Source organism: Bacillus sp. JJ1773 (genome assembly GCF_036962035.1).
GTDB lineage: Bacteria > Bacillota > Bacilli > Bacillales > Cytobacillaceae > Cytobacillus.
This window is the reverse complement of sequence record NZ_JBALNX010000051.1, coordinates 55,569-75,729: the sequence shown is the minus strand read 5'-3', so window position 1 is coordinate 75,729 and position 20,161 is coordinate 55,569. Positions and strand designations below refer to the sequence as shown.

Here is a 20,161-nt window from a genome sequence, read left to right as displayed (position 1 = left end):
GCTCATAAATGTCTTTTTTCAAGAAAAAGACTAAAAAATAAACGTTGACGTTTTTGTTCGTTCAGTTTTCAAAGAACTACCTTATCGCCCAGAAGCGACTTTTTAAATTTATCATCTTTTGCTTAAAGTGTCAACAACTTTTATTGAGTTTGTTTCAACTCGTCAGCAGCGACGTTTATTAATATAACAACAAAAAAAACAGAAGTCAATAGAATTTATTATATTATTTCATCCTTTTTGTTCTCTCCACTGAATGTTTCGTGTATATCTCAGAATATCGTTTGGTGAAGCTACCCTCTTAAATAAAGAAAATAATATCTTATATCTCTCCTCCATTGCCCTTTTTACAATATGATCAATTCGTTCATCGTTTAAGTAAAACAGAATTTCATCCATTTCTCTCTTAATTAAGTATTGTATTTCCTTCTGTTCTCTATTATTAATTAAAATTCCTAGCACACTATATCACTCTCTCTTGATTTGGTTTTTGTAGTATTTTCCAAATAAAAATATTTTATGAATTTCTTTTTAAACTCATTTATTGAAATTCTGCGCATAAGATTGAGACAAGGAGTATTGGACGAGGTGAGAGAGAAATGAATTTCTTTTATATTTGGAATGGAAAGTCAATAAAAAAAATGGCTTTAATCATGGTTTTCGCTTTCTTTGCTGCATGGTTCTTATATATTGGGAACATTGTCTACATGCCGGCCTTTTCAACGAAAGATGGACCGAGAGCTGTATATAAGGGGGAAAAGGACCTTGCCCTTACCTTTAATATAGGATGGGGGGACGAAAAGGCAGAACCTATTCTTAATGTTCTACAAAAGGAAAATGTTAAATCAGCCACCTTCTTCCTTTCAGGTTCATGGGCAGAGCGCCACCCAGATTTAGTGGCTAGAATCGTAAAAGGAGGATATGAAATTGGCATTCTTGGCTATAATTATGAGGATTATTCAGACCTTGAGGATGCCAAAATTAGGCAGGATTTAGCAAAGGCTCAGGTAGTGTTTAAAAAACTAAACATAAAAGATATTAAGCTTGTTCGCGCCCCTACTGGTCATTTCGATCAAAGGACTCTAAAAATTGCCGATAGACTCGGATATTCAGTTGTTCATTGGAGCATTGATTCGAAGGACTGGACGAACCCGGGTATTGAGGAAATCGTCAACAATGTCTCACGAGCAAAAAAGGGGGATATTATACTCCTTCATGCTTCAGATTCTGCCAAACAAACAGCTAAAGCCTTGCCGCAAATCATAAATAATGTGAATAAAAAAGGGCTAAAGCTCGTGACCGTTTCTGAGATGCTTGCAAATGCCGAAACGAAAACTAAAGAAATTAATTAAAAGCCGCCCATTATTTGGACGGCTCTTTTGATGAGATTTGTTGTCTTTGTACTTGAGATTTTTCATTAAGCTTTTGAAGAATAAGCAGCTGATACGCGTTACATACTAATAATGGAAATATCATAAGGTATACCCAGCTCTGCTCGTTAACCCTTAAGACTGGAACCCACTCAATCGTGGTCACGACAACCATGAAGAAAACAGCAGGAATAAATGCATCCTTATTCGTTAATTTCACCTTAATGGAAGCTACCAGAATAGCAGCAGCCAATATAAATAAGGCAATACCGATATAAGGCATTATGCTTTCTCCCTCTTCAGCAAAAGCACTATAGCGGAAATAAACTAAATCAAATAGAACGAACAAAGTAAGAAAAACTTGAACAGCATTCCACAAAGATCGCGATTTAAAAATTCCTAACCCGAATCGATGGATAGTCAAATAGGCAAAGAAGCCCATTTGGCTCAAAATACTAAAAATTAATCCAACTCCAATTAACCATAATAATACTGATAATATTTCAAGAAAATCAAAGGGAACAAATATAGATTCGAATTCTTTCCATCTAACAATAAAACCAACAACCCCAGTAGTTAATCCCCCTACCAAAAGTGTGGATAGAAACAGCTTTACCCAATTCCGGCTAGTCAACTTATTTTTCCTCCATAGTAAAAATTATTCACCTATATGATTGTACCAACCATGCTTTGAAAAATCTAGGTATTGTATTTTGAGGCGAATAAAATTTGGCCTTTTTCTTCATTCTAGAAATAAGGATACCTTCTCCTGAAAGGAGCTTCAAAATATGATAAAGACATTCCGTTTGCTCCTGCCAATTCTGCTGATCATTCTCATGACGGGCTGTGCTCAAGGTGAAACTGGCGGCAATCAGATGGATTATGAGCAAACCAAAAAGATGGTTGTCGATATTCTGAAAACGGATGACGGTAAAAAAGCGATAAAAGAACTAATGGAAGATGATAAAATCAAACAGCAGCTTATCATGGATCAGAAAGTTGTTTCAGAGACGATCGAAAAAACCTTAACTTCCGATAAGGGAACAGACTTCTGGAAGAAATCATTTGAGGATCCTAAATTTGCTGAAAGTATTGCTAAAAGCATGAAAAAAGAAAATGAAAAGCTTCTTAAAGATTTAATGAAGGATCCGGAGTACCGCGGTATGATGATTGAAGTCTTACAAGACCCAGCACTAGAAAAAGACGTAACAAAAGTATTAAAAAGCAAGGAATACCGTGAGCATTTGCAAACCGTTGTAAAGGAAACCTTAGAAAGCCCGCTCTTTAAAGCCAAAATTCAAGACATTCTTTTAAAAGCTGCAAATGAAGTAAAAAGTGGCGAGAAAAGCGGAGGGAAAGAGGGCGGCAGTAGCGAAGAAACTGCTGGCGGTGGCTCAGAGGGCAGCGGGGACGGTGGCGGATAATGCCCGCTGCCAAACATAAAAAACCTCTTCCTAAGGGAAGAGGTTTTTTTACTGTTATTTTTCTAATGTTTGTACAATCTTTTGCGCAATATCACTATAGATCTTACCTAGCTTATGATCCTCATCATAGACGGATGGAGCAAAATCTTCTTCGTTCCAATTAGGCTGCTCTAACGGCAATTGCCCTAGCACATTTGTTTGAAGCTCCTCAGCCAGCTTTTCGCCTCCGCCTTTTCCAAAGACATATTCCTTTTCGCCCGTAAGCTTACTTTCAAAATAGGACATATTTTCAACGACCCCTAATATTTCATGCTGTGTTCGGATCGCCATGGCGCCGGCACGGGCTGCAACAAAAGCAGCTGTTGGATGTGGCGTTGTAACAACGATTTCTTTACAAGACGGAAGCATCGTATGAACATCTAATGCAACATCCCCTGTACCTGGAGGAAGATCTAATAATAAGTAATCAATATCTCCCCACTCGACTTCATTAAAGAAGCTGTTTAACATTTTTCCTAGCATAGGACCTCTCCAAATGATCGGAGAATTATCTTCAACAAAGAATCCCATCGAAATTACTTTTACCCCAAACCGGTCCACTGGAATAATCTTTTCCCCTCTTACGACTGGGCGAGTCGTAATGCCCATCATATCAGGCACGCTAAATCCATAAATATCAGCATCAATCAGACCGACCTTCTTACCTAGTCTTGCCAAAGAAACGGCCAGGTTTACAGATACAGTCGATTTCCCTACTCCGCCTTTCCCGCTTGCAATCGCAATAAAGGTTGTTTTGCTATCTGGGGAGAGCAATCCTTTATCTTCCTCTTTCGCTGCTTGGCGATATTGGGATAAAGTTTCTTCTGGAAGCTCGCTGAATCGGATTCCAACCGATGCCGCACCTGCCTCTTTTAGAAGGTTTACTACTTGAGTTTGGAGCTGAAGCTGCTCTGCTGTCCCTGTTTTAGCAATTTGCACCTTCACGCTTACATGATTTTTTTCTTCTTTAATCTTTATTTCTTCAATTGCGTTTAATTCGCCTAAAGTTTTATGTAAAAATGGTTCCTGCAGTCCACTTAAGACTTCTCTTATATTTTGTTCTGTTAACAAATTAAGCACCTGCCTTATTGTATTCGTTTCCATTAAAGTATACCATATCAGTTATTCCTCACTGTTAATTGTATCACACCTTATTGCCTCATTAATAAAGAAAAAGATGCTTTTCAAAACAGCACCTTTCATTCCGTCTCTATTAATTCTTTTTCATCAGAATAGTAACGCAAAACCCCCGTATAAATGGAGGCGGCCACTTTATTCTGATATTCCTCTTTCTTTAAGTTCGCTCTCTCTGCATAGTTTGATAAAAAACCAATCTCCACGAGAGAGCCGGAAATTTGTGCATTCTTCAGTATATATACACTGTTCAGCTCTTTTGCTTTTCTAGTCGTATTCTCAAGATTTCGCCGAAGCTCATCTTGAATAAACTTAGCCGATCGAGCATTTCCATCTCGTTTTGTAGTATAAAAGGTTTGGGCCCCGCTCCACCGAGGAGAAGGAATGGAATTTAAATGAATACTTACAAAGAACTCTGCCCCTGAGTTATTGATCATATCCAGCCTTTGTTTTAAATCCTCAACTTTTCTTCTGCTGTATCCCCTTGTCCCTTCTGGAGCTAAATCCCGATCGTCCTCTCTTGTCATCAGAACAAGTGCCCCCTGCTGCTGGAGAAGATCCCGAACCTTTAGAGATACCGCGAGAGCAATGTCTTTTTCAAGTACCTCATCATCACCTGCACCCCCATCCGGCCCTCCATGACCGGGATCCAGCAAAATGATTTTTCCTGTCAGAGGCAAGTTCCATGATTCCCATGAATCATTATCTGTGAAATCATATTGCAAAATAAAAAATAAGATGATTAGGCCAATGGCAAAAGCCACTTTTTTTAGTCTATTCCCCATTAAATAGTCAGTCCTCCCGCTCGTCCTCAATTCAATATATGGGACGAGTTGGAAAAATAGAACTTTTAGATGACTATTAACAACTAAAGCTTGGACTGCAAATAGCTAATACCCCATTTTCAAAAAAAAAGAAAACTGACCCATATAGAGTCAGTCTCTCAATCCTAACTACGCTTTTCTTGCATTCATCAATGTTGCTTCATACTCTGTCAAAGACTCATCAAGAATTCGTAACCCTTTATCGATTTGTTCCTTTGTGACGGTTAGCGGAGGAATCATTCGGATGACCTCGCTGTGATTTCCGCAAAGGTAGAAAAGTACCCCTTTTTCTAACGCTAAATCAAGAATTTTTAATAATCCCTCTCCATTCGGCTCCCCGGTTTTTGGATGAATGATTTCAATTCCAATCATTAACCCTACAGCCCGGACACTTCCTATGACACTGTGTCGATCCTTCATTTGTTCAAGCTTCTCGACCGCGTACCTGCCCATCCGTTTTGTGTTATCAAGAAGATTCTCCTCTTTTAATACTTCTAATGTTGCTAAGGCAACAGAGCAAGCAATTGGGTTGCCTCCAAATGTCGTCCCATGACTTCCAAGTGGCCACTGCTTCATTAATTCACTAGAAGCAACGGTCGCACTTAGAGGGAGACCTGAAGCAATGCCCTTTGCAATGGCCATAATATCTGGTGTAACCCCAAAAGTCTGTGCGGCAAACCATTCTCCTGTTCGCCCAAAACCCGTTTGGACTTCATCAAAAATAAGTAAGATTTGATGGCGATCACATATTTCACGTACCTTTTTCAGCCATCCTTTTGGAGGAACAATATAGCCCCCCTCCCCAAGAACAGGTTCTAGAATCACACATGCTACTTCTTCGGGAGTAACTTGATGACTAAATAATGCGGCAAAGTTTTTTTCCAATTGAGCAATGACATAGGCTTCAGGATCAGAACCTGGAGGGCAGTCCTTAGTATTTGCATATGGAATTTGATACGTTAGTCCTGATGGCTGCATAAATTTTCGGTATTTACTTTTAGAAGTCGTTACACTTAACGCACCTAATGAGCGGCCATGGAAACAGCCTGTAAATGAAATGACATAAGGACGCTTCGTTACGTACTTCGCCAGTTTGATTGCTCCTTCAATCGCTTCTGCCCCACTGTTAGAAAAGAAAAAACAATCTAGATCGCCTGGTAGAATACCTGCCAATTCATCAGCCAATCGCAATATAGATTCATACATAATGACACCCGAAGGTCCATGCACTAAACTATCAGCTGCATCTTTAATCGCTTGAACGACTTTCGGATGGCGATGTCCAACATTCGTTACTGCAATTCCAGACGTAAAATCAAGATATTCCCTGCCATCCGCCCCGTAATAATAGCAGCCTTCTTCTTTTACAACTGGAAGGTTTGGGTGATCCTTAGCCATACTTGGCGCAAGCCGGTTTGGCATATTATTCATGAGATGAGCCCATTTATTCTCCATATAATTGACCTCCACATTCTAATTCGACTCTTCAAAATAAACAATCTGTCATTTAATCTTTAAACTTTCTTCTCGAATGAGCGTCAATAATTCCTCTTTGTAAGCTCCAAACTCTGCAGTTCCCTTCACGCTAAACTCTCTCGGTCTATCGAGTGATATCTGAACCTTTTTCTTTAAACGCCCTGGCCTTGCCGTCATGACATAAACAGAGTCCGCTAAGAAGATAGATTCCTCCACATCATGGGTAATAAATAAAATCGTTTTTTTAGATTCCTCCCATGCTTTCAGCAGCACTTCCTGCATGATATTTCTTGTTTGGGCATCAAGCGCGCCAAATGGCTCATCCATTAATAATATTTTCGGATCGTTCGCCAATGCGCGGGCAATCGCGACACGCTGCTTCATTCCGCCTGATAGTTGGATCGGGTAATGCTTCTCAAACCCTTCTAAATCAATTAATTGCAAATAATGCCGTGCCACATCATCCCGCTCTTTTTGCGAGACCCCCTTAAGCTTTAACCCAAATGTAATATTTTCCTTCACATTCAACCATGGATATAATGTGTATGATTGAAAAACCATTCCACGGTCAGGTCCTGGCCTCTTAATTTCCTTCCCATCAAGAAGAACAGTCCCAGATGTCGATTCCTCTAAGCCGGCTACGATGCGCAATACCGTTGATTTCCCGCACCCCGAAGGCCCTAAGATGGTTACAAATTCCCCATCATCAATGGTAAAAGAGGTTTTTTCCAAGGCTGTGGTTTCTCCGCTTCTCGTTTTAAAGATTTTCCCAACATCTCTTATTTCCAGCTTTGACGGTTTCGTATCAGGAAGAATCTTCGGATCGAATGTTCTCGCTTCACTGATTTCCAACTTCGGTGTTCCCATATTAGTAACCATCCTTTCTCATCCAAGAAAACGAAGCTCGGTAAATGGCTTTAAACAATAAATCAGTTATCAGCCCTAGCAAACCGATAATCAGGATTCCAACGATAATTTTGTCTGGCTTCAGAAAACGGGAAGCTTGCATAATCATATATCCTAAACCACTAGATGCCCCGACAATCTCTGCAACGACTAAATAAGTCCACGCCCATCCAAACGTTATGCGAAGGGTATCGACAATTCCCGGCAAGGAAGCCGGCAATATGACTTTGCTAAAAATTTGTCCCTTTTTAGCCCCTAACGTATAGGAAACATCAATTAAATCGTTTTGAACGTTTTTTGTCACATCCATCACCATAAGCGTGAGCTGAAAAAACGTTCCTAAAAAAATAACTGACATTTTTTCGGTTTCACCAAGACCGATCCACAATATTAATAAAGGAATAAATGCAGAAGCAGGCATATAACGAATAAAACCAATGATCGGCTCAAAGGCTCCTTCAATAATTCGCAGCGACCCCATGAAAATTCCTAAAGGTATTCCAATGATAGCTGCAATTAGAAATCCCGCCAAAACCCTAGAAAAACTAATTCCGATATCAGAAAGGATTTCGCCATTGACAAATAAATCTATAGCTGTTGCTAATACTTTAGTAGGCGTGGGTAAAAATAAAGGATTCACAATCCCGCCATAGCTCAATGCTGACCAGATCCCAAAAACAAGAGCAAATATTATAAATCCTGCTGAAGTATAAATCGTCTTTGGTATTTCTTTTTTAGGAGTAAACCAATTTCCCCCCATTTATATCCCCCTGTCTATCGATCTATTTGAGTGAATGAAGAGGTACTAAGTTATGCCTCTTCATTCTTTTTTTAAGTTTATTGATTCGATACAAAGCTTCCGTTAAGGACGTCTTCTGCTTTCGGCTCTTTATCAATCAATTTTTGCTCTAAATAAAACTTGATGGCATTCTCTGTTGATTGATAGATGGACCCTTTGCTGCTTTCTGAGCCAAATAGTTTTTCATTATCTTCTTTTGTCATGAATTTCAAGCCTGTTTCCGTTGCTTCGAATTCTGCAACATCAATGTTCAAGCCTTTCGCCATAATTTCATTTGCTTCTTTTTTATTCTCTTTCCAATAATCCATTGCTTCTCCCATTGCCTTAACAAAAGCCTTTACATCTTCTGGACGGTTTTTAATAATATCCTCTTTAAAGCTAATAGTATCAACGATAATACCCGGCAGATCTTTAGTCGTTAACAAGACTTTTCCGTTCGCTTCTGCCCCTTTTGTTAACCAAGGCTCCCACGTAATAGCTGCATCAACTTTGCCCGCCGCAAACGCTGCACCAGCATCCCCAGCTGACATTTGCACGACTTCAATATCACTTTCCGTTAATCCCCCTTGCTTCAGCGCTGTTAAAGCAAGCATGTGGCTTGTGGAACCAACTTCAAATGCTACTTGTTTGCCTTTTAAGTCTTTCACGTCTTGAATGTCATTTTTAACAAGAATTCCATCCCCGCCATATGAATCATCCAGTAGCCATACCACTCGTACAGGTATATCTGCAGCCGCTAATGTTACTTGCACATCTAATGCCGTTGCCATGCCATCAATTTTTCCGCCTGCTAGTGCTTGTTTCCGTTCGCCTAATCCTTCAATAATTGAAAGCTCAACATTTACACCGTTTTTTTCAAAAAAGCCCTTTTCTTTTGCCAAAAATAGCGGTCCATATCCTGTCCAAGTCGGAAGGGTTACTCTTAACGGCTGCGAGGACTTTTCACCACCAGCCTTATTCGCTGCTTCTTCTTTTCCACAGGCTGCTAATGCGAGTAGCAGCATAAATGAACATACAATCATCAACCATTTCTTCATCAAATCTTCCCCCTCTTTTTTTGAAAATTACATGTTTTTCTACTAAATTACTTTGCAAGAATTGTGCCACTTTTATTTGATTCCATACTTTCTGATTTTCCTAACGATAGATGGCTGACTTATGCCTAACACCTTAGCCATTTGCGTTGTTGTTTTATAACGTTGCCTTGCATTGATAAGTACTTGCTTTTCCACATTCTCCAGAATCTCGGTAAGTGTCTGATTTCTGTCATCAAAGGAAGGAACATCTGAGACTGATTTTCTGTAATGATGAGGGAGGTTTTCCATTTCAATCAGGTGTTTAGATGAAGTGACCACAAGCCTTTCCATTAAATTAATCAACTCTCGTACATTTCCTCTCCATTCATGGGACAACAATACATGAATAACGCCTTCATCCAGACTTCGGGGACGATTATACTTTTCCGAAAAAAACTTAAGAAAATAATCAATTAAGGGAATAATATCGGTCGGACGCTTCCTTAAAGGTGGAATTGTAATTGGAACAACATTTAACCGGAAGAAAAGGTCCTTTCTAAACGTTCCGGCTTCCACAGCTTCCTCCAAATTTCGATTAGTGGCAGCTAGCATTCTAAAATCTGCGGTTCGCATTTTCGTGCCGCCAACTCGGTAAAACTGCTTCTCTTGGATGAACTTGAGTATTTTTACTTGATTGGCTAGTGACAGCTCGCCTATCTCATCTAAAAACAGCGTTCCACCATTAGCAAGCTCAGCCAGCCCTACCTTTCCTTTCGTATTTGCGCCAGTGAAAGCACCTGATTCATACCCGAAAAACTCTGCCTCAAAAAGCGACTCTGGGATCGCACCGCAATTCACTTCAATAAAGGGCCCTTTGTTTCGATTACTCTTTTTATGAATAAAGTTAGCAATGTGAGATTTACCCACTCCTGATTCACCAAGAAGCAGCACATTTACATCAATTTCAGCCACCTGTAAGGCTAGGTGAAGAACCTTTTTCATTTCGTCACATGTGGCAATCATGCCGTCTGTGTAATGAAGATTGCGAAGGATTTCGAGCTCCCCCTTCACTCTCTCCATTTCGTCCTCCATGTCCGTTAAGTATTTCTTCATGTTAAGCAGTTCTGTCACATCATGAGAATAACTAACAATCCGAACAAGCTTATTATTCGGGTCAAATACAGGAATGCCTGTAACAAGCAGCTTCTTCCCTTCCATGGTTGTTTGAACAAACGTAATTTTCTTCTTTTCTTTAATAACCATTGGTGTTAAAAGTGGGGTAAACACCCCCTCTTTTTCTAGGTCATAAACCGACCGGCCAACCATTTCATTTGACTTCATATTGTATATGGCTTCCGTTGCTTCACTAACCTTTAAAATCATTCCATCGGTATCCGTTACTAAAATGTCATCTCGCAAAGAGTGAAGAATTGCTTCATTTTCATTCCAAACTTTATTTTCCTCTAACAAAACTAGTTCCCCCTCTCCTGTTACTATTCACTCAAAAATTATTTAAAAATGAATAATTTTCAAACAAAATTACCTTATTCTCTAGTTATACCAAATGATAAAATATTTTTATACAATTTTGAATAATTTATTTATTATTGTATAGGATTTTTCAGTAATTTAAGGATTATATATCCAATTTCGAATCTAGTATGTAAAATCGGGGAGATAATCTGCTATTTAAACATAAAAGACCCTCAGCCAATTAGGTGAGAGTCATTGAAACGACAATATTAATGTTTCGTGAACGGTGGTCATATGGAGTATCTAGAAGACCTATTTATATAATCCTTGGCAATTCTCATTCTTTGGAGCAATCTTTAATGAAGCCTTAATCTATGTCTTTTTTCCCCTTTATCAAAACCTTCCATCCACCAGTATAAAACGTATTGCTCGCATAAATAATAGAGGGATTCACTCAATACCCCTTCTTCTCCATGTCCCCAATACAGCAGGAAATGATATAACGTATCAACTAAATGCTTTTCTTCTTGCCGGCAGCGGAATCTCACATCCTCTGCGCTTTCACCGTAATATCCAAACCGGCTAAAGTGCGCTCCTAGTAAGTAGGCTTCAATGGCCACATCATAGCAGGCTTCTTCTATTCCATTATTCATCAGCAGCCCGTTCATAAATCGTGAGGAACCAAAATGCTGCTGCACTTTTTCCTTTAGAGCTTTTATAGAAATTTCACGTAAAACGGATTTTTCATATTTAATTTGTTTTTCTCTTTTCTTTTCTACAAAGGTTGTAATTACATTCATGCTGTCTCACCTCTTATAAATAGTCTTTAACGATGCAAGGAGAGACATACAAAAAGGCCAACTGCCAATTTTTAATAAAAGCCTCAGAATTTTCTTAGGCCTAGCTAATCCTATTTAAATTCTCGTGAATGGGAAACCTAATACCATCAAAAAAATATGGAGGGTTTGCATTGATAAGAAAGCTTTTTTTATTGAGTATATTCGTTTTATTGCTAGGGATCTTCATCATTCCATATAACGCCAAGTCTGATTATGGAGTCGAAATCACAACTTCCTCGGAAATGAATGAGGACAATTCACTTTATAGAGAAATTGAAATGTATAGTGATCAGCATTATATTAAGCCAATTGATGCAAGAGTAGATAGAATATGGAAAGCGATACCCGGATACAATGGGCTAAGTGTAGACATTGAAGCTAGTTATAAAAAGATGAAAGCAAGCGGTGTTTTTAATAAAAACGATATCGTTTTTAAGGAAATATCACCAAATGTCCATTTAGAAAGTTTGGGGCCCCAACCGATTTATAGGGGTAATCCTGAGAAGCCTATGGTTGCTTTTTTAATTAATGTGGCCTGGGGAAATGAATACATCCCTGGAATGCTGGATGTTTTAAATAAACATCAAACAAAGGCAACGTTTTTTTTCGATGGAAGTTGGGTTAAAAAGAATCCCGATCTAGCCAAGTTGATTAAGGAGGCCGGTCATGAGATTGGCAACCACGCCTATAGTCATCCAAATCTCCAGCAGCGATCTGAGGCAGAAACTGTGGAAGAGTTAAAGAAGACAAATGATGTCATTAAAGAAACCATCGGCATCACTCCAGTGTGGTTTGCTCCACCAAGCGGAAGCTTTAATCAGGTCACCATTCAAGTCGCTAACCGGCTTAATATGAAAACCATTCTCTGGACAGTCGATACGGTTGATTGGAGAAAACCACCTGCTTCCGAAATGGTTAGAAGGGTTGTGTCAAAGATAGAGAATGGAGCAATGGTTCTCATGCATCCTACAAAGCCTACCGCCGAAGGATTGGAGACCATGATAACCAATATTAAAGCAAAAGGGTACAAACTCGGTACCGTGAGCGAGCTTATGAGCGAAAAGCGCGTTGATTAGTTAATAAGCCGAAATATCTATTAAGCAGGTAAAGCCCTAGGAACCTCTAGTTATAGGTACAAGTGGAGGGACCCTAGGGCTTTAAACAATCAAAAGCAAGCAGTAACCCATCTAAATCCCAAACCTCAATCTCTCTGTGCGATTTGCTTAATCCAACCAATATCTTCAAATTCAGCGAGTTTTCTGCTTACTGTATCAGCTGTCGTCCCAAGGCAAGAGGAAATGTCTATTCGATTCATGGGTAGTATAATCCCCTTGACTAACTCCCATTTCCACTATTCATTAATCACATGCATGATGTTGTAGGCAATATTATTATATTTATCCTTGCCTGATAACAATTTACATTATTCATACATATGTTAAAAGGACAACACGATTGGTATCGTAGTAAAGTGAGGGAAAACCATGAGGAAAACAACTAAATTAAAAAATTTACTAAATTCCCAAAAACCTAGTTTTTTAATGGAAGCCCATAACGCTCTTTCCGCAAAGGTTGTAGAGGAAGTAGGTTTTAAAGGGATTTGGGCTAGTGGACTATCGATTTCAGCATCAATGGGTGTTAGAGATAATAATGAAGCTTCTTGGACACAAGTATTAGATATACTTGAATTTATGAGTGATGCCACTACAATACCCATTCTATTAGACGGTGATACAGGATATGGAAATTTCAATAATGCTCGAAGGTTAGTTAGAAAACTAGAACAATTAGATATTGCTGGCGTTTGCATCGAGGATAAGCTTTTTCCAAAAACGAACTCATTTATTAATGGAGAAGCCCAGCCCCTCGCGTCGATTGATGAATTTTGCGGGAAAATCAAAGCAATGAAAGATGCCCAAGAAGATGAAGATTTTATGGTTGTAGCTAGAGTTGAGGCTTTTATTGCAGGCTGGGGATTAGAAGAGGCTCTTAAACGTGCGGAAGCCTACAGGCAGGCAGGTGCCGATGCTATTCTTATGCACAGCAAGAAGGCGGATATTAAAGAAGTTGAAGCATTTATGAAAGAATGGAATGGGAGACATCCAGTTGTAATTGTTCCTACAAAATACTATACAACTCCAACTGATGAATTCAGAAGATTAGGAATAAACACTGTAATCTGGGCTAACCATAATTTAAGAGCTTCAATCACTGCTATGAAAAAGATCTCAAAACAAATACTAGAAGATGAAAGTCTCATCCATGTTGAGGATTCAATCGTAAGTGTGAAAGAAATTTTTAGACTTCAAAATGCCGAGGAGCTTCAAAGAGCAGAGAAGAAATATTTGCCTTCAACTACAAACCAGTCGCAGACGGAAACAGAGTGATGGAATGTTAAACACAAATAAATTTGGAAATGAGCTTAAAAGGTTAGGCTTTGACTTTTACAGCGGCGTCCCATGTTCATTTTTAAAGAGTCTTATCAACTATTCCATTAATGAGTGTGAATATATTGCTGCCGTTAACGAAGGTGATGCTATCGCCATTGCTTCGGGAGCTTTCTTAGGAGGAAGGAAACCAGTTGTTTTAATGCAAAACTCGGGCTTAACTAATTGTATTTCTCCATTGACCTCCTTAAATTACCCCTTTCAAATACCTATACTTGGGTTTGTTAGTCTACGGGGAGAACCTGGTTTAGCTGATGAGCCTCAGCATGAATTAATGGGACAAATTACGACACAATTATTAGAGTTAATGCAAATAAAATGGCAATTCTTATCTCCTGATATTAGCGAGGCAATGAAACAGGTTGAAGAAGCTAACAAATGGATTGAACGAAATCAATCTTTCTTCTTTGTAGTGAAAAAAGGAACTTTCGAAAGTGAGAAGTTGAAGAAAGAGGATAGGTCTATAAATAAAAATAAAATAAAGATTGAAAAAACCTCCTCTGATGAACGACCAAGCCGATTTAATACGTTAAAAATAATCAATCAGTTCAAAGTTGAGAAAACCATTCAACTTGCAACAACCGGTAAAACAGGCAGGGAGCTTTACGAATTAGAGGATTCCGCCAACAATCTATATATGGTTGGTTCCATGGGCTGTGTCAGTTCCCTTGGGTTAGGCTTAGCCTATACGCAAAAAGAGTTAGATGTAATTGTCATTGATGGAGATGGTTCTCTTCTCATGCGAATGGGCAGTTTAGCAACAAATGGTTATTATCAACCTGAAAATATGCTGCACATCCTCCTAGATAATCAAACTCATGATTCAACAGGAGGGCAAAATACCGTTTCTCACAATGTTAACATGGTCGATATCGCTGCCGCTTGCGGTTATGAAAAATCATATTATATTCATAACTTACACGAACTTGAAATGGGTATACAAGAATGGAAAAAGACAAAAGGACTGACGTTTTTTTATTTAAACATCGCAAAAGGATCAAAACAAAACTTAGGACGCCCTAAAATTACCCCTAGTGAAGTTAAAACACGCCTTCAAGGGTTCATTAAATAAAGTGAAACTTCCACCAATGGGTTCCCCGGGTATTGGGCTCCCATTCATTTGTGATGAAAAGGAGGAGCATCATGCGGAAAGTTAAAAGAAATATATTATTAAATCCCGGGCCTGCTACTACAACGGATACGGTTAAATATGCACAAGTAGTACCTGATATTTGTCCTCGCGAAGATGAATTCAGTCAAATAATGAATTTCGTATCCACAGAACTTACAAGTCTAGTAGCAGATACGGAGCAGTATTCAACTGTACTGTTTGGTGGTTCTGGAACTGCAGCAGTAGAATCAATCTTGAGTTCAGTTATGAACGATGGAGTTATAGTAATCATTAATAACGGAGCCTATGGAAAACGAATGTGTGAAATAGCAGAAGCTTATCAGCTAGATTGGGTTGAATTTATAAGCGCAGCTGACCAACCCATTCAACTAGACTCATTACATTCATTTATTCAAGCATTTCCACGAACTGTTTCTTATCTTGCGGTCGTGCATAATGAAACAACAACGGGATTATTAAACGATATTGAATCGATAGGTGCCATTTGCAAGGAAAAAGGGATTGAATTAATGGTAGATGCAATGAGTTCTTTTGCGGCTATCCCTATTCAAATGAATCGTATGAATATTAGTTATTTAGCAGCTAGCTCTAATAAAAATCTCCAAGGAATGGCAGGAGTCTCATTTGTAGTAGCTAAAAAAAGCAATTTAGAGAAAGAGAAGTTGGAAAAACCATCCAATTATTACTTAAATCTTTATGCTCAACATAAACACTTCACCGAGACAGGCCAAATGCGTTTTACTCCACCTGTACAGACAATATATGCACTAAAACAAGCCATTTTAGAAGTAAAAGAAGAAGGGGTCAAAGAAAGATATGAACGGTATTCTAAGTGTTGGGAATCGCTCATCGCGGGCCTCTCTAGATTGGGCTTAAGACATCTCGTTCCTGCTGACCATCATTCAAAAATTATTACAGCGATAGTTGAGCCTACATGTAAAAAGTATGATTTCAACAGTATGCATGATTATTTTTATGCCAACGGGATAACGATCTATCCAGGTAAGCTTAACCATTTTAATTCTTTTAGAGTAGCAAACATCGGTGACCTTACAAACGATGATATTGAAATCTTTTTAACTTTATTGGAGAAGTATCTTCATAGTATTGGGTACCAATCTACAGATGGAATTGATGGATAATAGAATATCTTAGTAAGAGCAAGTGAAAAAATATTCAATTATGATTGAAAATAAAGCTTTACAAAGCCATCCGCCTGAAACGTATGAATTTTCCGAAAGTAATTTATGGGATTATGTGAACTAAGTGGCGGGACGATGCTCCATGTTGAAAAAGCTATTCAAAAATCCCGCTTCTTCATCTGCAAAAATTAATTCCTTACTTTCTGAAATTGATCGTGTTTCCTTAATTGCAGCCGATAGTCTGGCAGGCTATATGTAAATTCCCTCCAATAATCCAAATATGGCCATTTTTATCTCGTCAATTTCTCATTTTTATAAATTAGAGGATAAAACCATGTTTCAGACAATTAGGAAAACCCATAGGGATTGGCAAAAATTTAATTAGTAGATATCACGTTTCATTAGATTCATGCTTTAAATTTCACTATCTTGCTATTTTATCTCAGTCCCCCTACGTACTGAATTAATAGGGTGTATAATGTAAGGAGAGGTGAGATAAATGACGGACAGTGTCAATAATGGATCTCAAATAAATCATGATTATGAAATGATGACAGATGAAATGTGGCAAGCAATTATTAACAATGATACCTCGTATAATAATCAATTTTTCTATGCTGTAAAGACCACAGGGATCTTCTGTAAACCGTCATGTAAATCTCGCGTTCCGAAAAAGGAAAATGTACGTATTTTTCAAGACGCAGAACAAGCTCTCCAAGCAAATTTCCGCCCTTGTAAACGTTGCAAGCCTACTAATGAGAAATTGCCTGATAGTGAGTGGGTTGCTCTTATCACTGAATACATTGATAAAAATTTCATTGAAAAATTAACTCTAGAAACATTAGCAAATATAACTCACGGAAGTCCCTATCATTTGCATCGAACGTTTAAAAAGATAACAGGTGTCACGCCAGTTGAGTATATCCAGCTGGTTAGAATAAAAGCAGCTAAAGAGTACCTGATTCAAACAAATAATGCGATTGCAGATATCTCTATATGTGCAGGAATGCCTAACACGCCCTATTTTATTACTCTATTTAAAAAGAAAACCGGACAAACACCTGCACAATATCGTGAATTACATCGGTCAATGAAGAAAACGGAGGAAATTTAAATTGAGATCAGAGAAAAAACCGACACTTTATTGGTCTTTGCTAAAATATAAGCATTGGAATTTTTTTATCGCTTCGACATCTAAGGGGCTTGTGTTTGTTGGTTCACAGAACAAACCATTCGAGGAATTGTCTGAATGGGCTAAGAAACGCTTTCCTGGAAGTCCTCTTGTTGAAGTTGGAGAAAAGCTCGAACCTTTTGCGATTGAAATCATCGAGTATCTTGACGGAAAACGGCAAACCTTTACAGTCCCCTTTGATTACAATGGGACACCATTCCAGATGGCAGTCTGGAATGCACTTTGCAAGATTCCGTATGGACAGACAAAGTCCTACTCTGAAATAGCAAACGATATTAATAAACCAGCTGCAGTTCGTGCTGTAGGGACAGCCATCGGAGCTAATCCCGTTTTAATCACTGTTCCCTGTCATCGTGTAGTAGGAAAAAACGGAGCGTTAACGGGCTATCGTGGTGGATTAGAAATGAAGACAAAGCTTTTGGAACTGGAAAGACAGGGTTATATCCAGCAATAAATAAACCTACTATACAATGATTGGAAGCGAATGTAGACAAACCCCTTTTTCGGAAAGGGGATTTTTTTATATTGTTGTTTTTTGAAGAAATCATCTTATATTGATAATCATTATTGAAGAACCGTGAACAATACAACACGCTGTGCTACAATAAATACAGATTCTAGTTTACTCTGTCTTTTTCTGAAGGAACCCCGCTGAAAATAATCCCCATCCAACAACATTCTATTTCCTTTTTACCTGTCCTGACCGATTTAAGTGGACAAACTAAATCTTAAATTTTATAAAGTATACAAATAGGAGATGAAATGAAATCATGCATGTAAAGGCACGTGTTGTGTCAAATGAATTAGGAATTCTTAGATCTTTAAATACACGAATGAATTTAACTGCACAGGATAAAAGGCATTATTTAAACCTTGAAAAAGGTTATCAAGGTGAAGTACTTTTTGATCAATTAACAGTAAAACTTCAATGTAATATATATATTGTAAATGATTTATGCCTTGAGTTTAACCGCTCTGTATTTCAAATCGATACCTTAATCATTTCTCAAAATATAATTTTTCTANNTATCAATACGATTCAGAAGAATTCCGCGGGATTTTATCAAACAATGAAATTTCGAATCCATTGGATCAGTTAAAACGCAGTAGATTATTACTCCGTTCTCTACTTAAAAATCATGGAATTAATCTACCTATTGAAGGATATGTCATCTTTGTAAACCCCGAATTCACCTTATATCAAGCCCCCTTAAATACTTCAATAATTTTACCAACACAGCTTAATCGTTTCCTAAAAAAATTAAATGAGACACCTTCAAAGCTTCATAATCAGCATAAGAAGCTTGCTGACCTTTTAATCTCGTTGCATCAGGCTAAATCTCCGTATACCCGGGTACCATTTTATGAATATGATCAACTGCAAAAGGGGATTCCTTGTGCAACCTGTCATTCTTTTGAGATTTCTGTTGAAGAAATGAAAATTGTATGTGATCAATGCGGGTTTGCAGAGGATCTTGACTCTGCAGTTCTACGTAATATTAATGAATTTAGGCTTCTTTTTCCGGATAAAAGAATTACTACTAGTTATGTTCATGAATGTTGTAAAGTAGTTAAATCTAAAAAGACGATTAGAAGGATTCTATTGCAAAACTTTAAATCTGTTGGATCTAGAAAGCAAAGATATTTTGTGTGAATTGCCATGCATTATAACGTATTTCGTGGGTATTTACTTTTGAATTTTTTCAAGTGTTAAGTTCTAATATTTAGTAACTATAAGTACCCTTTTGCTTTTTCAGGCATTTGAATTGAAGTTCTATTACCACGGACAACGATTTTTCCCTTACATGGGCAATGGAACTTCTTTTCTTTTACCAAGAACAGCTCTTTCCCCCTTCTGCGGGGAATGAAACCCCTTCTCTTTTACCAAGAATAGCTCTTTCTCCCTTCTACGGGTGATGAAACCTCTTTTCTTATACCGAGAACAACCATTTCCCCTTATCACGGGTCAATTTATACATCAATACAAAAAAACTCCCAACCAATCGGTTGAGAGTAATATTAACGTTTTGAGAACTGAGGTGCACGATGAGCGCCCATAATAGAACCCGTTAAAATTATGATATTCCTCATGCATTTTTTCTTCGTCGAGAAAATTAAAACCATTTACCGATTTTATAAAGATTCCAGAACACCAAAAGACTCGAACACAAATTTATGTTTTTGTGTAAGATTTCTTTTTTAGCATTCCAAATATACGGGGACACGTATTAAATCCCGCTTACATAGCATATGTATAAGGACATGCTATGTGCTTCTTTTAGAGGTTTAATTAATCCCCTTTTCCATTCAATTAGAAAGGAGGAAAATGAATAAGGGTGGAATGGTTCAGTTCTTTCTTAATTGTAAATTTGATTGGAATAAGTACAAATATAGATAATGCAGGTGTTGGAATTGCCTATGGGCTTAAAAATTTTAAAATACCTTATTGGTTCAACCTGATCATTAATGTTATTGGATTCTTTTTTACAATCATTGGGGTATTCTTAGGCTATGTTATTTCACAATTTATTTCACAAAAAGAAACTGGACTAGTATCTTTTTGTATATTGTTCAGCATCGGATTATTCACCATTTATAATGATTGGTTTGTTTATAGAAAAAAAAGTGAGATAAAGATACAAAAGCCTAATATTCGACAGGGTGTTTTCCTAGGTTTTACACTTTCAATCACAAACATTGCTAGCGGACTTGGGGCAACGGTTGCCTATAATTCCGTTATTTGGTCCGTGATATTTAGTATTACTGTTTGGGGTTATATTGCCATTTGGTTTGGAAATTCTGTTGGAAATAAAGTTTTCTCAAAAATCTTAGGTAATTACTCTCCACTTATTGCTGGGTTTATTTTCATGATTATCGGATTTAAGCAATTATTTTAAGCTTTAGTTGAAACTTCCCCTTTAGATCACTCTCAAGCTAATTTAGAACATAAC

General features: G+C 37.9%; 21 protein-coding genes. 10 read left to right on the top strand and 11 right to left on the bottom strand.

The genetic code is table 11. The features are described from left to right. Window positions 1–228 precede the first annotated feature (228 nt). Window positions 229–459, bottom strand: coding sequence for a hypothetical protein (locus V7127_RS16115; protein WP_335487639.1), 231 nt, complete (start codon window positions 457–459; stop codon window positions 229–231). A gap of 137 nt (window positions 460–596) precedes the next feature. Between V7127_RS16115 and pdaB the strand changes: the two genes are divergently transcribed. Then, complete coding sequence (gene pdaB, locus V7127_RS16110; RefSeq protein WP_335487636.1) at window positions 597–1,349, top strand: polysaccharide deacetylase family sporulation protein PdaB; 753 nt, start codon at window positions 597–599, stop codon at window positions 1,347–1,349. A 10-nt stretch (window positions 1,350–1,359) separates the two neighbouring features. On the opposite strand, the gene V7127_RS16105 is transcribed toward pdaB, so the two are convergent. Then, the gene (locus tag V7127_RS16105) at window positions 1,360–2,001 is read right to left on the bottom strand and encodes a KinB-signaling pathway activation protein (protein WP_335345940.1); all 642 of its coding nucleotides are present in this window, start codon (window positions 1,999–2,001) and stop codon (window positions 1,360–1,362) included. 154 nt (window positions 2,002–2,155) lie between these two features. On the opposite strand from V7127_RS16105, the gene gerD reads away from it, so the two are divergent. Then, entirely contained in the window at window positions 2,156–2,791 is a 636-nt protein-coding gene (gene gerD / locus V7127_RS16100) for a spore germination lipoprotein GerD (protein WP_335345941.1), read from the top strand. A 54-nt stretch (window positions 2,792–2,845) separates the two neighbouring features. Here gerD and V7127_RS16095 read toward each other — a convergent pair whose 3' ends face one another. From V7127_RS16095 to V7127_RS16060, 8 genes are all read right to left on the bottom strand, one after another. After that, window positions 2,846–3,901 (bottom strand): P-loop NTPase, encoded by a 1,056-nt coding sequence (locus V7127_RS16095; protein WP_335487649.1) that lies wholly within the window; start codon window positions 3,899–3,901, stop codon window positions 2,846–2,848. Window positions 3,902–4,029: 128 nt separating this feature from the next. Next, window positions 4,030–4,749, bottom strand: coding sequence for an N-acetylmuramoyl-L-alanine amidase CwlD (cwlD, locus tag V7127_RS16090; RefSeq protein WP_335345943.1), 720 nt, complete (start codon window positions 4,747–4,749; stop codon window positions 4,030–4,032). Between the two features lie 168 nt (window positions 4,750–4,917). After that, on the bottom strand, window positions 4,918–6,243 hold the full coding sequence (locus V7127_RS16085) for an aspartate aminotransferase family protein (protein ID WP_335487632.1): 1,326 nt from the start codon (window positions 6,241–6,243) through the stop codon (window positions 4,918–4,920). Between the two features lie 48 nt (window positions 6,244–6,291). Beyond that, window positions 6,292–7,143: an ABC transporter ATP-binding protein gene (locus V7127_RS16080; protein WP_335487629.1), complete on the bottom strand. Its 852-nt coding sequence runs from the start codon at window positions 7,141–7,143 to the stop codon at window positions 6,292–6,294. Beyond that, the gene (locus V7127_RS16075; protein ID WP_335487626.1) at window positions 7,133–7,930 is read right to left on the bottom strand and encodes an ABC transporter permease; all 798 of its coding nucleotides are present in this window, start codon (window positions 7,928–7,930) and stop codon (window positions 7,133–7,135) included. Before V7127_RS16075 ends, V7127_RS16080 begins: the two co-directional genes overlap by 11 nt. 77 nt (window positions 7,931–8,007) lie before the next feature. Further along, window positions 8,008–9,006 (bottom strand): ABC transporter substrate-binding protein, encoded by a 999-nt coding sequence (locus V7127_RS16070; RefSeq protein WP_335487623.1) that lies wholly within the window; start codon window positions 9,004–9,006, stop codon window positions 8,008–8,010. Between the two features lie 72 nt (window positions 9,007–9,078). Beyond that, window positions 9,079–10,455: a sigma-54 interaction domain-containing protein gene (locus tag V7127_RS16065; protein WP_335487620.1), complete on the bottom strand. Its 1,377-nt coding sequence runs from the start codon at window positions 10,453–10,455 to the stop codon at window positions 9,079–9,081. Between the two features lie 359 nt (window positions 10,456–10,814). Next, window positions 10,815–11,258, bottom strand: a complete 444-nt coding sequence (locus tag V7127_RS16060; RefSeq protein WP_335343901.1) for a YbaK family protein — start codon at window positions 11,256–11,258, stop codon at window positions 10,815–10,817. A 128-nt stretch (window positions 11,259–11,386) separates the two neighbouring features. Between V7127_RS16060 and V7127_RS16055 the strand changes: the two genes are divergently transcribed. Continuing rightward, the gene (locus V7127_RS16055) at window positions 11,387–12,373 is read left to right on the top strand and encodes a polysaccharide deacetylase family protein (RefSeq protein ID WP_335343900.1); all 987 of its coding nucleotides are present in this window, start codon (window positions 11,387–11,389) and stop codon (window positions 12,371–12,373) included. Window positions 12,374–12,498: 125 nt separating this feature from the next. On the opposite strand, the gene V7127_RS16050 is transcribed toward V7127_RS16055, so the two are convergent. Further along, a complete protein-coding gene (locus tag V7127_RS16050; protein ID WP_335343899.1) occupies window positions 12,499–12,612 on the bottom strand; it encodes a helix-turn-helix domain-containing protein in 114 nt (37 codons plus the stop codon). A gap of 169 nt (window positions 12,613–12,781) precedes the next feature. Between V7127_RS16050 and aepX the strand changes: the two genes are divergently transcribed. The 7 genes from aepX (at window position 12,782) to V7127_RS16015 (ending at window position 20,107) form a co-directional block, all read left to right on the top strand. Then, window positions 12,782–13,684, top strand: coding sequence for a phosphoenolpyruvate mutase (gene aepX / locus V7127_RS16045; protein ID WP_335487617.1), 903 nt, complete (start codon window positions 12,782–12,784; stop codon window positions 13,682–13,684). Between the two features lie 4 nt (window positions 13,685–13,688). Next, on the top strand, window positions 13,689–14,816 hold the full coding sequence (gene aepY, locus V7127_RS16040) for a phosphonopyruvate decarboxylase (protein ID WP_335487614.1): 1,128 nt from the start codon (window positions 13,689–13,691) through the stop codon (window positions 14,814–14,816). A gap of 71 nt (window positions 14,817–14,887) precedes the next feature. Further along, the gene (locus V7127_RS16035; protein WP_438824014.1) at window positions 14,888–16,018 is read left to right on the top strand and encodes a 2-aminoethylphosphonate aminotransferase; all 1,131 of its coding nucleotides are present in this window, start codon (window positions 14,888–14,890) and stop codon (window positions 16,016–16,018) included. 499 nt (window positions 16,019–16,517) lie between these two features. Further along, window positions 16,518–17,132: a bifunctional transcriptional activator/DNA repair enzyme AdaA gene (locus V7127_RS16030; protein ID WP_335487611.1), complete on the top strand. Its 615-nt coding sequence runs from the start codon at window positions 16,518–16,520 to the stop codon at window positions 17,130–17,132. A gap of 1 nt (window position 17,133) precedes the next feature. Then, window positions 17,134–17,664, top strand: coding sequence for a methylated-DNA--[protein]-cysteine S-methyltransferase (locus V7127_RS16025; protein WP_335487608.1), 531 nt, complete (start codon window positions 17,134–17,136; stop codon window positions 17,662–17,664). A gap of 633 nt (window positions 17,665–18,297) precedes the next feature. After that, a complete protein-coding gene (locus tag V7127_RS16020) occupies window positions 18,298–18,864 on the top strand; it encodes a hypothetical protein (protein WP_335487605.1) in 567 nt (188 codons plus the stop codon). 682 nt (window positions 18,865–19,546) lie between these two features. After that, a complete protein-coding gene (locus tag V7127_RS16015; RefSeq protein WP_335343894.1) occupies window positions 19,547–20,107 on the top strand; it encodes a manganese efflux pump MntP in 561 nt (186 codons plus the stop codon). The last annotated feature ends 54 nt before the right edge of the window (window positions 20,108–20,161 follow it).

Coding starts and splice junctions, on each gene's coding strand:
- V7127_RS16075 (WP_335487626.1), bottom strand. CDS start 7,930: ATGGGGGGAAATTGGTTTACTCCTAAAAAAGAAATACCAAAGACGATT.
- gerD (WP_335345941.1), top strand. CDS start 2,156: ATGATAAAGACATTCCGTTTGCTCCTGCCAATTCTGCTGATCATTCTC.
- cwlD (WP_335345943.1), bottom strand. CDS start 4,749: ATGGGGAATAGACTAAAAAAAGTGGCTTTTGCCATTGGCCTAATCATC.
- V7127_RS16080 (WP_335487629.1), bottom strand. CDS start 7,143: ATGGTTACTAATATGGGAACACCGAAGTTGGAAATCAGTGAAGCGAGA.
- V7127_RS16060 (WP_335343901.1), bottom strand. CDS start 11,258: ATGAATGTAATTACAACCTTTGTAGAAAAGAAAAGAGAAAAACAAATT.
- V7127_RS16035 (WP_438824014.1), top strand. CDS start 14,888: ATGCGGAAAGTTAAAAGAAATATATTATTAAATCCCGGGCCTGCTACT.
- V7127_RS16085 (WP_335487632.1), bottom strand. CDS start 6,243: ATGGAGAATAAATGGGCTCATCTCATGAATAATATGCCAAACCGGCTT.
- pdaB (WP_335487636.1), top strand. CDS start 597: ATGAATTTCTTTTATATTTGGAATGGAAAGTCAATAAAAAAAATGGCT.
- V7127_RS16050 (WP_335343899.1), bottom strand. CDS start 12,612: ATGAATCGAATAGACATTTCCTCTTGCCTTGGGACGACAGCTGATACA.
- aepY (WP_335487614.1), top strand. CDS start 13,689: ATGTTAAACACAAATAAATTTGGAAATGAGCTTAAAAGGTTAGGCTTT.
- aepX (WP_335487617.1), top strand. CDS start 12,782: ATGAGGAAAACAACTAAATTAAAAAATTTACTAAATTCCCAAAAACCT.
- V7127_RS16055 (WP_335343900.1), top strand. CDS start 11,387: ATGGGAAACCTAATACCATCAAAAAAATATGGAGGGTTTGCATTGATA.
- V7127_RS16030 (WP_335487611.1), top strand. CDS start 16,518: ATGACGGACAGTGTCAATAATGGATCTCAAATAAATCATGATTATGAA.
- V7127_RS16070 (WP_335487623.1), bottom strand. CDS start 9,006: ATGAAGAAATGGTTGATGATTGTATGTTCATTTATGCTGCTACTCGCA.